Below are 11959 nucleotides of genomic sequence, written 5' to 3'. Positions count from 1 at the left end.
CTACCTTTTAATTTGAATTTTTACCGTTGCGACTAGTTCATTGCCTTCCAGTTTGGCATCTTGAAACTCTAGGTAATAGCTATCTTTATTAAGAAATGCTTTGGGATAGTTCGGTGCGTCTAGCATACGAATATGGTCATAGAGTTGCTCAAGAGATAAGTTTGGTTCAATTTCACTCTGGCTAGGTTTTCTTCGATTGAAAACTACAGGATCACCTGCTTGTGGCTTGGGTAAGGGTTCATGCAGAACCATTTCTTTGATTATTTCCCAGGTTAGTTTAGATGCTCTAACATAAATTTCGTGAGCTGTACCAGCTAGTGTTAATGGTTTCTTAAAGTAAACTGGCCCTGTATCTAAGCTTTTTTCCATTTTTAGGGCTGTTAAAATTGTCTCTTGGTGGCCTCTAATAATAAGGTTTTGTAAAGGTGAACCGCCACGACCATAAGGAACATCAGTCATATGAAAACACACACACTCGTATTGATTGAGTATGTTTTCAGGTACTATCCAACGCCAATGGGGGAAAAATATATAGCGAGGTTTCAATCCTTTTTCTAACTTACTATTAAGCTCATCAGGTGTCGATACAAAATACCAACTACCTTCTAATTTTTTTGAATTTAGTTCAAAAAGGCTTTTATTCCACTCACCTACAGCAGCAACTAAATAATCCATCTTTATTATAAACTCTTACTCATAGATAATATTTAAATACCATTTTTTTGCAAACGGTCTGTTTCAATAAGCTCGGGATTAATATACAAATTTATTGCTCTCGTATTATTTATAAATGCTTCTAAATTTAATGCCTTCAATTGCTAAATATTTTTAGCATAAAACATACTCATCTCTTCCAATAATCGATCTACGTCTCTTGCTGGTTTAAATAATCTAGCATAAAGCCCAAAATATTCTGTCTTTTCTTCAAGGTCGATTTGGTTAAAATAAATAACACCCACTAACTTTTTATCCTGCCTTACTGCAAGGTATTGACTTTGCTTATTGTTAATTAAGCTTTTAATAAAACTAAAGTGCTGTTCAGCTTGTATTTATTCTTGTGTGTACATCCATTCAGGCACCTTAGGGTGGTTTCTCATTGCCAATATGTTTAGCTTTTCTTCAAGGTTGAGGTCAACCAAGTCAATTAGCTGCCCTCCTCCTTATTGTTATCTAGTTCAATAGTCAAGCGATAACGGCAATCATCCAGTTCAAAAAAGGCAGGATAACTATTATTATCAACAATTCTTAATAAATTAAACTGTTCTTTGATCGTTTTATTAACATCTAACTTGCTGTCTTGGGCTGTTCTTTTAGGATAAAAGCTTTCACTCCCAGTTTGCGGTGTTGGCTGCTTGAAAGTGTCATATTCATTAATAAATTCTTGGCACATTTGTAGGGTTAACTCTGCTTGCTTTTTTCTTAACTCTTTATTAAGTTCTGAACCAGTAAGTTGTAATGTTTTTTTCATGTAAACATCACCCTTGTCTACACCGTCAGCCGCTTCAAACATGGTAAAAACAATTTCTTTATTGCCTTCCAAAACTTGCCAAAACAAAGGTGCCCAACCCTTTCCTTTGGGTAAATCGCTTTCGTGGATAACAATATTGTGCTTATGCTTTTCTAGGTAGTTTGAGTCAATTATTTTGTGGTAGCTTAAAATAAATACCACATCAAAAGGTGAACCAATTTCTTTATGATCTAAATATACAGGGGCGTTGTTAAGTTTTTCAGACAGTACTTGAGCATAGTGTTCAAACCATTGCCCCGGTGAAGTTAAAATTGCTATTTTCATTTTTCACCCTCTAGGATAATACGGCCGATTCTAAGTGAACCCTTACCATCACAGCTACTTGCGCTCAGTTGACTTAACTCATCAATTCTTGATTTTGCTTCAACCACCAAACTAGGTAGTACTTCTAACTTTTCTAAGAGAATAATCATATTTTCTTTTGCTAAAGCATTGGCTATTTGTCGCTGATTTTCTGCAATCACTAGTTGAATGGTTGGCAAACCCAAACAGCAACGTTCCCAAGTAGTTGCCCCGGCTGCGCCTATGGCTAGGTCTGCATTACTCATTAGTTCTGCCATATTGCTTACATTGGCTTTTACTTGAGTGGTGACTGGCATCGCGGCGGCTTGTTGTTTAACCGTGGCTAAGTGTGGAGCTGTTGCGCCCATCACCACGGTAATTTTGTTTTTTGGGTTTAGTTCAGTTTTGGCCAGTTGCTCAAGAATTTTACCTGTGTAGTTATCTGGGTCGACACCACCCATCGTGATTAAAATACTATTTATTTCAGATATATTCTTACGACGTTTAAGACTATATTCTCGCCATTGGGCAAATTCGGGTCTTAACAACGCATATTGGGTGCCGGCTAAAATTTTACAGTTATCTGGAACTAAGCCTTGGTATTTTTCTGCTGTAGAGCCATAGTTTTGCTCTAGCAGTAAATCAGCTAAATGTTCTCTATCACCTAAATCGTCTATCACCATTAGCTTTTTATAATTGAGTTTAAGTGCTTGCTCCCAGCGTGCGTCAAGGGCGTAATGATCCACCACCAGCCAGTCAACTGGCTGATCTTGAAGTAGGCTTCGCGTCTGTTCCGCATCCTGTTGCCAGGAAGCACCCAACCAGGAAGCATGAGCATTCCAGTTCAGGTCAGAGGTTTCTGTATCAGGGGCTGCAGGGGGGAGCCGTTCAACTGCAAAGCCTTTACTGGCAATCAACTCAGCAAGGTGCCCCGGATGATCCCGGCAGATAAAGCTACAGGTATGTCCACGCTGCTGCAGTTCAGTGGCGAGCGTCAGGCAGCGCATTACATGGCCGGTACCGATCTGTATGGAAGCATCGGTGCGGAAAGCGACTTTCATGGTGCCTCCTGACTGACTTGCATCGCTTTGAATAGCCATTCGGCACGCTGCCAGTCTTCTGGTGTATCAATATCCTGAACCCTATGACGCGGAAGCTTTATGGGGATGGAGCCTTCTGCGAACAGAGGTTTTTCCTGAAGCCAGGCGCTGGCTGTACCCCAGTAAAATTGCCCGGCGTCATGCCAAGCTTCTTCAAGATCCTGAGAGCGGGTCGTAAAATGCTCAGGGTTAAACATGTGAATTCTACCCTGTTCCGTGAGCTTTATTGCCCGCTGGATAGGGAAGGGGTAGCTGGTGACAGTAAAGGCGTAGTCAGCAGCACTTTTTTCGATAGACTCCAAACCGGATCGGATATCCTGTGCGGATACAAAAGGTGCGGTTGCATAAATGCAGCAGGCGTAACTGATCTTGGTTTGTTCTTCAGTCTGGAGTTGCTCAATGGCGTGGCGGATTACAGGAATCGTGCCTGCATAGTCATCTGCCAGCTCTGCCGGGCGTATAAAGGGCACTTCTGCACCGTATTTCTGTGCAGTATTTGCAATTTCCTGATCATCAGTTGAGACGATAACGCGATCAAAGCAGTCGCTTTTTAATGCAGCTTCTATGGACCAGGCTATCATAGGCTTGTTTCCGAAGACTTTGATATTCTTCCGGGGAATTCGTTTACTACCACCGCGGGCAGGAATTATAGCAAGACGCATTCGTTTTACTCCTCCAGCAGAGCCTTTAAAGCCAACACAACGTCTGATTGCTGTTGATCTGTTAATCCCTGATACATCGGCAGACTGATTGCTTCACTATAGTATTTTTCCGCTTCAGGGAAGTCTCCCGGACGGAATCCCATATCCTGATAGTAAGGTTGTGTATGCACCGGGATATAATGCAGGTTAACGCCGATACCTTTCTCTCGCAGGCCTTCAAATACTTGTCGATGGTTTTTGCTGATTTTGCTTAACTGCAGCCGAACAACGTACAGATGCAAGCCTGAGTAGCTGTCCGGGTGTTGCCAGGGCAGCGTGAGCGGTAGGTTTTGTAATAGTTCATTGTAGCGCTGAGCAAGTTGATGGCGGCGTGCAACAAAGCTATCCAGTCGCTGAGACTGGCTGATACCTAATGCAGCCTGTAGCTCGGTCATACGGTAGTTAAAACCTAATGTTACCTGTTGATAATACCAGGGGCCATCCGGTTCATGGGTCATCAGAGTCTGGTCTCTTGTGACACCATGACTGCGGAACAGGTTCATTTTCTCGGCCAGGTGGTCATCATTGGTCAGTGCCATACCGCCTTCGGCAGTGGTGATGATTTTTACCGGGTGAAAACTGAAGACTGTAATGTCACTGTAACGGCTATTACCGATATAGTCGCCCTGATATCGGCCTCCGACGGCGTGTGATGCATCTTCAATAACCTTGAAACCATAACGTTGTGACAGAGTATGAATCGCCTGCATATCGCATGGTTGTCCACAGAGGTGAACGGCAACCAGTACTTTGGGTAACTTTCCTTCCTGCTTGGCTGTGACGAGTTTGGCTTCCAGTGCTTTAGGGCTGAGGTTATAGGTGTCAGGGTCGATATCAACAAAGTCTACCTGAGCTCCGCAATAAAGACCGCAATTGGCCGAAGCAACAAAAGTGACAGGTGTTGTCCAAAGCCAGTCATCTTTTCCCAGGTCGAGAGCTAAGCAGGCGATGTGCAGTGCACTGGTAGCACTGTTTGTTGCGAGTGCATGCTTTGCACCGACCTTCTTTGCCAGCGTTTGCTCAAATAGCGGTACTTTCGGGCCTTGGGTGAGAAAATCGGAATTCAATACTTCAAGAACCGAGTCAATATCAGCTTGATTAATATCCTGCTTGCCGTATGGAATCATCAGATTTTCCCGATTTTCTCTCTATTTGCCTCAATCCAGCTTTGCAGCTCAGCATCCGTCATCCATTCTGTATTGTTATCACTTGCATAGACGAAGCCCTCCGGGACTTTTTTGCCGTCTTTGATACGGTTTGAATCCTTATCCCAGTTGTTTATCTGCGGTAGAATTTTGTAGTGTTCAGGATATTCGTAGGTGAAGTAGGCATCTTCAGGGCCGATCATTTGCTCGTGAAGTTTTTCCCCGGGACGTATGCCAACGACTTCCTGCTTGGCTTCAGGTGCGACGACTCGGGCAAGGTCGGTTACTTTCATTGAAGGGATCTTTTTGACGTAGATCTCACCGCCGACCATGTCTTCAAATGCATGCCAGACTAACTCTACGCCTTCTTCCAGGGAGATCATAAACCGGGTCATACGGTCATCTGTGATCGGTAAAACCCCTTTGTCCTTGATGGACATAAAGAATGGAATCACTGAGCCCCGGGAACCCATAACATTACCGTAGCGTACTACGGAAAAATGAGTTCCTTTACCTCCGGCGTAATGGTTGCCGGCAACAAATAGTTTATCTGACGCCAGTTTGGTAGCTCCATACAGGTTGATTGGGCTACTCGCTTTATCGGTAGAAAGGGCAACAACACCTTTAACCTTTTTGTCGATGCAGGCATCAATCAGATTCATGGCACCATCGATGTTGGTTTTTATACACTCAAACGGGTTGTATTCGGCTGTTGGTACGATCTTGGTAGCAGCGGCATGTACAACATAATCAACACGATCTAGGGCTCGATAAAGGCGGTCTCTGTCGCGTACATCTCCAATGAAAAACCGCACTCTAGGGTCATTTTGATAGCCTTTGGCCATCTCCCATTGCTTCATTTCATCCCGGGAAAAAATGATGATTTTTTTTGGATTGTATTTCTCCAGGGTCATGGGAACAAAGGTGTTACCGAAAGAGCCTGTGCCGCCGGTGATGAGGATTGTTTGACCGGTAAACATTTTGTATGTCCTTAATGTCTGGAGTGCAAAGTAATTATATCAGCTGGTTCCTGCTCTCATTAGCAAGAGAACTCTAAACTAATGTGAAAAAATTGACTAGTTGTGGATTCTAGCAATAGTGCTGTTAAAAGGTTAAGTAGTGTTATTTAAATATATTAGCCCGTATCGTCTGGATCTATACCTTAAATTTGGCTTGGTTGGACAAGAGGGCTTTTGTTACGTGCCGTCAGGTGGGCGTGGTAAAATCCTTGGTTACGGAGAACCCGTTGATGTAACAGGCTGTTACATCTGTTTTTATAAATCACAACAAGAAAAAAAGAAGATCTTTTTTTAAGCTGATAGTATATCGATGGTAGGCAAGGCTTTTCTGCCATTAAGAACACTTAAGGTATCGCATGAGTGCATCTGCCCAAGAGTTACAGGCTGCTTTTCTTGAATTTTCTGCTCTGTCCGAGCAGTTAACAACTTCATATGATCAGCTTCAGACAAAGATTGTATCGCTTACCTCGGAGCTGGAAGACGTAAAGAGGCAGCGTTCGGAAGAGTTGACGAAGAAACAGCAGGTGGCTGAGAAATTGGAGCATCTGCTGTTTTTGCTACCGGTAGGCGTTGTCGTGATTGATGGCAGTGGGAGAGTCGCAAGCGCAAATCCTAGCGCCAGAGACTTATTGTCAGGAGAGCTTGTTGGTGATAACTGGGTCGATGTTATTGAGCGCTGTTTTTCGCCACGGCAGGACGATGGCTATGAAATTTCTCTTAAAGATGGGCGACTGGTCTCGATTTCCACTCGTTCCTTAGAGAAAGAACCCGGGCAGATGATTGTCATTAATGATATGACTGAAACCCGCCGGCTTCAGGAGCAGGTAAGCCGGGGAGAGCGGCTAACAGAAATGGGACGCATGGTTGCTTCGCTCGCTCATCAGATTCGTACGCCTCTTTCCGCAGCAATGCTCTATGCTGGGCATTTGCAGTCGGGATCATTGCCGGAAGATAAAAGGGAGAAGTTCTCGGCGAAGCTGGTTGATCGTTTACAGAATCTTGAGCAACAAATTGGTGATATGCTCCAGTTTGCTCGTGGAGGCAGCACAGTTGCAGAGCCTTTCTCTGTTGAATCTCTGGTGAACTCTGTCAGGTCTGAAACTGAGAGTATAAAAATGGCTACAGGAGTCGACGTTCAGGTGGCTTCTGATGTAGATGCAGATCTCTTAGGTCACCTTGATTCTCTTTCGGGCGCTATTCTGAACCTGGTGAATAACGCTGTACAGGCAGGAGCCGGGAAGATTGTTGTCTCCTTATCTTTGGCGACAGTGAATACTTTGTCAGTGGATGTTAAGGATGATGGTCCGGGTATCCCGCAGGAGCAATTGGATAAAGTCCTTGAGCCTTTCTTTACAACTAAGAGTCAGGGGACGGGGCTTGGTTTATCGATTGTCCAGTCTGTTGTTAATGCTCATAAAGGGCAGTTAAGTGTCGACTCCCCGCTCGGGGGCGGGTGTTGCTTTGTTATATCTTTGCCGGTCTTAGGGCGTTAGCGGATAGTTATTATGCATAATGGAAAGCTATTAGTTGTTGAGGATGATGCGGCTCTTCGTGAGGCTTTGGTCGATACGTTAGAGTTAGCAGGCTACGAGGTCGTTGATGCTGATTGCGGTGAGGCGGCCATTGTAAAGCTATCTAAAGATACTTTTGATATGGTTGTTTCAGATGTCAATATGCCTGGTATTGACGGTCATCAACTGCTGGATCATGTAGTTAATAAGTACCCTGGGTTAAGTTTTTTAATGATCACGGCCTATGGTTCTATTTCTGACGCAGTTGATGCCATGAGGCAAGGTGCGGTTGATTACCTGGTGAAGCCATTTGAACCGGAGAAGCTGGTGGAGCTGGTCGGTAAGTACTGTTCGAAGGTGGTTTCAGTCTCGCCCGATGAACCTATTATGGTAAGCGAGAAAAGCCGTCAGGCGTTTGGGCTGGCAAAAAGAGTTGCGGTCACAGATTCTACGGTTCTGATTGCAGGTGAAAGTGGATCAGGTAAAGAGGTGATTGCTCAGTATATACACCGTCATTCTCAGCGTCGTGATAAGCCATTTGTTGCCATAAATTGTGCTGCAATCCCCGAAACAATGCTGGAGGCTACGCTTTTTGGTCACGAAAAGGGGGCTTTTACAGGGGCTCATACCAGTGCTCCAGGTAAATTTGAACAGGCGAATGGCGGTACATTACTTCTTGATGAGATATCTGAAATGGCGATTGACCTTCAGTCTAAGTTACTGAGGGTGCTTCAGGAGCAGGAAGTAGAGCGGGTCGGCGGACGAAAGGTTATAAAGCTGGATGTTCGTGTCATTGCAACGACTAACCGGAATATGCATGAGTTTATTTCAGAGGGGCGATTCAGGGAAGATCTTTATTACCGTTTGAATGTATTTCCAGTGAATATTGTACCGTTACGGGAGAGGGTCGCTGATATCGTTCCGCTGGCAGAAAAGCTGTTCGCTAAGCATGCTGGTAAAATGAACCGCTCAGTCGTTACTCTCTCAGATGATGCCAAGTCAGCGCTGGAGGGGTACTCCTGGCCAGGTAATGTGCGTGAGCTGGAAAATGTTGTACAGCGCGCACTTATTCTTCAGGTGGGTGATACTGTCTATGCGGCAGATCTTTGCATAGAACCGACGGCCCTGGCGGATAATGTTTGCCTTGATTCGCTGGTACCTGAGAAAGATACTTCACTGGCATCTGTCGAAGCACTCGCGCCATCTGTCATCTCTGGTCGTTTGGGTGACGATCTGCAAATGAAAGAGTTTGAAATGATTATTGCTGTGTTGCGCGAATGCAGAGGCCGTAAGAATAAAGCTGCGGAACAATTAGGTATCAGCCCCCGGACATTGCGCTATAAATTGGCCAAGATGAGGGATAGTGGCATAGATGTTGAAAGAGAGATCGAAATTGCATAATTCATTACGCTGGTAATAGGCCGGCGTTAAGTTATAGAATTGAATACGATCTTAGTTAACAGTATGAGGTGAACCATGGTGGATAGAGCTGATATATCAGGTGTGCTGGATCAGATTCGGTCTATGCAATCTGAAATACATCAGGCAAGCCGTGTTGCGCCTGCCGTCAAGCCCTTAGAAGATGGCAAGTCTGTAAACGCTGCAGGGGCTCCTGATTTTTCAGAAATGCTGAAAGCTGCTATCGATAAGGTTAATGAGACGCAAAAGACGGCCAGCGCTTTGCGGGAGTCATACGAAATGGGGGATCCTGAAGTAGATATTACTCAGGTAATGATTGCTTCCCAGAAGTCGACAGTAGCATTTGAGGCTATGAGCCAGGTGCGTAATAAGCTGGTGTCCGCTTATCAAGAAATCATGCGCATGCCATTATAATTCAAAATTTGAATATTTGAGTCCTCATTTTAGGGCGAAATTGGACTAGGAACTTGATGAATGGATAACTCTTCTGCTGATGCAAATACTGGAGTTACTGAGACTCCGGGTGCAGCGCAAGACCAGATGACAGAGCCTCAGGTAACGACAGATAAGTCAAAAGGCCGAGGTGGAATCAATGGGGTTATGGATGGGTTTAACAGCCTTGATATGCTTCGTCAGTTAGGGTTGCTTGCGGGTTTTGCTGCAAGTATAGCCATAGGCTTTGCTATTGTTCTCTGGTCGCAGGAAGAGGACTATCGTCCCTTGCTGAGCAGTATTGGTGAGTATGATTCACCTGCTGTTGTCGATATTCTTGAGCGAAACGGTATCAATTATAAAGTTGATCCTAAGTCGGGTGCCTTGCTCGTGCTTTCTGATCGCATTTATGAAGCTCGTATGAAAATTGCAGCTTCTGATGTGGCTGGTAGCAATACAGTCGGTTACGAGTTGCTTGACCAAGAGCAGGGGTTGGGCACCAGCCAGTTTATGGAGTCTGCCCGTTATCGTCGTAGTATAGAAGGCGAATTGGCACGAACGATTTCCAGTCTACAGCCTGTTCGCGGCGCACGTGTTCATTTGGCAATGCCTAAGCAATCTGTTTTTGTGCGAGATTATCGCAAACCATCTGCCTCTGTATTTCTGAATCTGCATAGTGGTGCTGCACTCGATTCAAGTCAGGCTAATGCCATTGTGAATCTTGTGGCTACCAGTATTGCAGAGCTTGACCCCAAAGACGTTACTATTGTTGATCAGCGTGGCCGGTTACTGTCTCAGACCGAGACGAAAGAGTCTGACAAACAGATTCAACGGCAGTTTGAGTACTCTCGTAAGCTTGAGCGTGTGTTGACTGAGCGTGTTCGTAGCATCCTGGAACCTGTGCTCGGTGCTGGGCGCTATCAGGCTGCAGTCTCTGCCGAGGTCGACTTTACCGAGACGGAGCAAACTGAAGAGATCTATAACCCTGATTTGCCCGCCTTGCGTAGCGAACAGGTTTTGAATGAGCAGCGGGTTGGTGATATGAATCAGGGCGGGATTCCCGGAGCCCTTTCTAATCAGCCTCCGACCCCTACAGATGTACCTGAGCAAGCTTTTGATCAGAATGGTAATCCTATAGGTGGCTCACCACTTAACAGCCGTAAACAGGCTACACGGAATTTTGAACTGGACCGGACGGTAAGTTACTCCCGTAATAATTTAGGGCGTGTAGACAGGCTGACAGTGGCGGTTGTTGTCGACGATATTATTATCCGAGAGCCTGATAGCGGTGAAGTTGTCCGCCGTGCCTGGGATGAGAATGAACTGAAGCGGCTCGAAGTGTTGGTTCGGGATGCTGTCGGCTTTAATGCATTGCGTGGCGATAGTGTTAATGTTGTTAACTCACCGTTTGCTGATGGCGGTGGGGATATGATTGAGAAGCTCCCTTTCTATCAGGAACCTTGGTTCTGGGAAATCGCCAAACAGGTGCTGGCAGGCCTCTTTGTTCTTATTCTGATCTTTGGTGTTTTGCGTCCTATCCTCAGGAATCTTGCTACTGCTCGTGATGCCAATGATGGCGCTGATGCTGAAGATGAGATGCTGACACCTCTGGAAGACCTAGGCGATGATCAGGTCACTCTGTCTGCTGCGGATGATCCGTTGCTTGCAGGGCCGAATGAAGCTTATGAGCGTCAGCTGAACGCTATTCGTGCAATGATTGCAGAAGACCCGGGGCGTGTGGCTCAGGTGGTTAGACAATGGGTAATTTCAGATGAGTGATGAAGATTATCAGAGCTTGAGTTCTGTCCAGCGGGCGGCGATCCTTTTGATGACTCTAGGTGAGTCTGATGCAGCTCAGATTTTGCGCCATATGGGCCCTAAAGAGGTTCAGAAAGTTGGTATGGCGATGTCGCAGATGCAGCATGTGTCAAAAGACCAGGTTGAAGAGGTTTTATCTGAGTTTCTGGATTCTGCCGGTAATGTGACAGGGCTTGGTGTTGGTGCAGACAGCTATATCCGCCGTATGTTGACCGAAGCACTTGGTGAGGATAAGGCAAATGGCCTTATTGATCGTATTCTGCTTGGCGGTAATACGACAGGGCTTGATACCCTGAAGTGGATGGAACCGAGAGCGATTGCCGATATTATTCGGTATGAGCACCCTCAGATTCAGGCTATTGTTCTGTCATATCTTGATTCTGACCAATCTGCTGAAGTGCTATCTTTTTTCGACTCCAAGGTTCGGCTGGATGTGATCTTGCGCGTGGCTTCATTGGAGTCTGTTCAGCCTCAGGCTCTGCAGGAGCTGAATGATATTCTTGAGAAGCAGTTCTCTGGTAGCACGGGTACCCAGACCACGAGCATGGGTGGTGTTAAGGTCGCTGCTAATATCATGAACAACCTTGAAAGCGCCCTTGAAGGTGAACTCATGGAAGCAATCAAGGAAGTGGATGAGCAGCTGGGTGAGGAAATTGAAGACCTGATGTTTGTCTTCGATAACCTGGTGGATATTGATGACCGTGATATCCAGGTTCTGCTTCGTGAAGTTAATCCGGATAGCCTGGTACTGGCGCTTAAAGGTGCTGATACAAGGGTGCAGGAGAAAATCTTTAAGAATATGTCTAAACGAGCCAGTGAGTTGCTACGTGATGACCTTGAGGCCAAAGGCCCTGTTCGTGTGAGTGAGGTTGAGCAATCCCAGAAAGAAATTCTTGCGATTGCCAGGCGTCTGGCCGAAGACGGCGAGATTACGTTGGGCGGCGGCGCTGACCAGATGGTGTAGACCTTACTTTGTGAGGAATCTGATACCTCATTATTACTTT

At 45.5% G+C, this 11959-nt stretch carries 12 protein-coding genes; 5 read left to right on the top strand and 7 right to left on the bottom strand.

Annotated elements, in window-relative coordinates:
* The 7 genes from BTA35_RS03565 to pseB form a co-directional block, all read right to left on the bottom strand.
* A complete protein-coding gene (locus BTA35_RS03565) occupies positions 1-675 on the bottom strand; it encodes a formyl transferase (RefSeq protein ID WP_077243023.1) in 675 nt (224 codons plus the stop codon).
* 143 nt (positions 676-818) lie between these two features.
* On the bottom strand, positions 819-959 hold the full coding sequence (locus BTA35_RS17880) for a hypothetical protein (RefSeq protein WP_161489872.1): 141 nt from the start codon (positions 957-959) through the stop codon (positions 819-821).
* Positions 960-1144: 185 nt separating this feature from the next.
* Positions 1145-1792 (bottom strand): formyltransferase family protein, encoded by a 648-nt coding sequence (locus tag BTA35_RS03560; RefSeq protein WP_077243022.1) that lies wholly within the window; start codon positions 1790-1792, stop codon positions 1145-1147.
* The gene (gene pseG, locus BTA35_RS03555; protein WP_077243021.1) at positions 1789-2871 is read right to left on the bottom strand and encodes a UDP-2,4-diacetamido-2,4,6-trideoxy-beta-L-altropyranose hydrolase; all 1083 of its coding nucleotides are present in this window, start codon (positions 2869-2871) and stop codon (positions 1789-1791) included. The genes BTA35_RS03560 and pseG overlap by 4 nt, the downstream gene beginning before the upstream one ends.
* On the bottom strand, positions 2868-3572 hold the full coding sequence (pseF, locus tag BTA35_RS03550) for a pseudaminic acid cytidylyltransferase (RefSeq protein WP_077243020.1): 705 nt from the start codon (positions 3570-3572) through the stop codon (positions 2868-2870). Before pseF ends, pseG begins: the two co-directional genes overlap by 4 nt.
* 5 nt (positions 3573-3577) lie before the next feature.
* The gene (pseC, locus tag BTA35_RS03545) at positions 3578-4738 is read right to left on the bottom strand and encodes a UDP-4-amino-4,6-dideoxy-N-acetyl-beta-L-altrosamine transaminase (RefSeq protein ID WP_077243019.1); all 1161 of its coding nucleotides are present in this window, start codon (positions 4736-4738) and stop codon (positions 3578-3580) included.
* Entirely contained in the window at positions 4738-5736 is a 999-nt protein-coding gene (pseB, locus tag BTA35_RS03540; protein WP_077243018.1) for a UDP-N-acetylglucosamine 4,6-dehydratase (inverting), read from the bottom strand. The genes pseC and pseB overlap by 1 nt, the downstream gene beginning before the upstream one ends.
* A 395-nt stretch (positions 5737-6131) precedes the next feature.
* Here pseB and BTA35_RS03530 point away from each other — a divergent pair, with 395 nt between their 5' ends.
* The 5 genes from BTA35_RS03530 to fliG all read left to right on the top strand — a co-directional run bounded on the left by BTA35_RS03530 (position 6132) and on the right by fliG (position 11919).
* Positions 6132-7268 (top strand): sensor histidine kinase, encoded by a 1137-nt coding sequence (locus tag BTA35_RS03530; RefSeq protein ID WP_077243016.1) that lies wholly within the window; start codon positions 6132-6134, stop codon positions 7266-7268.
* A 12-nt stretch (positions 7269-7280) separates the two neighbouring features.
* Complete coding sequence (locus BTA35_RS03525; RefSeq protein ID WP_077243015.1) at positions 7281-8687, top strand: sigma-54-dependent transcriptional regulator; 1407 nt, start codon at positions 7281-7283, stop codon at positions 8685-8687.
* A 123-nt stretch (positions 8688-8810) separates the two neighbouring features.
* Entirely contained in the window at positions 8811-9119 is a 309-nt protein-coding gene (gene fliE, locus BTA35_RS03520) for a flagellar hook-basal body complex protein FliE (RefSeq protein ID WP_238377473.1), read from the top strand.
* Between the two features lie 60 nt (positions 9120-9179).
* Positions 9180-10916: a flagellar basal-body MS-ring/collar protein FliF gene (gene fliF, locus BTA35_RS03515; protein WP_238377472.1), complete on the top strand. Its 1737-nt coding sequence runs from the start codon at positions 9180-9182 to the stop codon at positions 10914-10916.
* On the top strand, positions 10909-11919 hold the full coding sequence (gene fliG, locus BTA35_RS03510) for a flagellar motor switch protein FliG (protein WP_077243013.1): 1011 nt from the start codon (positions 10909-10911) through the stop codon (positions 11917-11919). Before fliF ends, fliG begins: the two co-directional genes overlap by 8 nt.
* Positions 11920-11959 lie beyond the last annotated feature (40 nt).

The sequence above is a fragment of the Oceanospirillum linum genome, from assembly GCF_001995095.2.
In the GTDB taxonomy this organism is placed as follows: Bacteria; Pseudomonadota; Gammaproteobacteria; order Pseudomonadales; family Halomonadaceae; genus Oceanospirillum; species Oceanospirillum linum.
This window is presented reverse-complemented; position numbering and strand designations above follow the sequence as displayed.

Coding starts and splice junctions, on each gene's coding strand:
- BTA35_RS03565 (WP_077243023.1), bottom strand. CDS start 675: ATGGATTATTTAGTTGCTGCTGTAGGTGAGTGGAATAAAAGCCTTTTT.
- pseB (WP_077243018.1), bottom strand. CDS start 5,736: ATGTTTACCGGTCAAACAATCCTCATCACCGGCGGCACAGGCTCTTTC.
- fliF (WP_238377472.1), top strand. CDS start 9,180: ATGGATAACTCTTCTGCTGATGCAAATACTGGAGTTACTGAGACTCCG.
- BTA35_RS03530 (WP_077243016.1), top strand. CDS start 6,132: ATGAGTGCATCTGCCCAAGAGTTACAGGCTGCTTTTCTTGAATTTTCT.
- pseG (WP_077243021.1), bottom strand. CDS start 2,871: ATGAAAGTCGCTTTCCGCACCGATGCTTCCATACAGATCGGTACCGGC.
- BTA35_RS03525 (WP_077243015.1), top strand. CDS start 7,281: ATGCATAATGGAAAGCTATTAGTTGTTGAGGATGATGCGGCTCTTCGT.
- fliG (WP_077243013.1), top strand. CDS start 10,909: ATGAGTGATGAAGATTATCAGAGCTTGAGTTCTGTCCAGCGGGCGGCG.
- pseC (WP_077243019.1), bottom strand. CDS start 4,738: ATGATTCCATACGGCAAGCAGGATATTAATCAAGCTGATATTGACTCG.
- BTA35_RS03560 (WP_077243022.1), bottom strand. CDS start 1,792: ATGAAAATAGCAATTTTAACTTCACCGGGGCAATGGTTTGAACACTAT.
- pseF (WP_077243020.1), bottom strand. CDS start 3,572: ATGCGTCTTGCTATAATTCCTGCCCGCGGTGGTAGTAAACGAATTCCC.
- fliE (WP_238377473.1), top strand. CDS start 8,811: ATGCAATCTGAAATACATCAGGCAAGCCGTGTTGCGCCTGCCGTCAAG.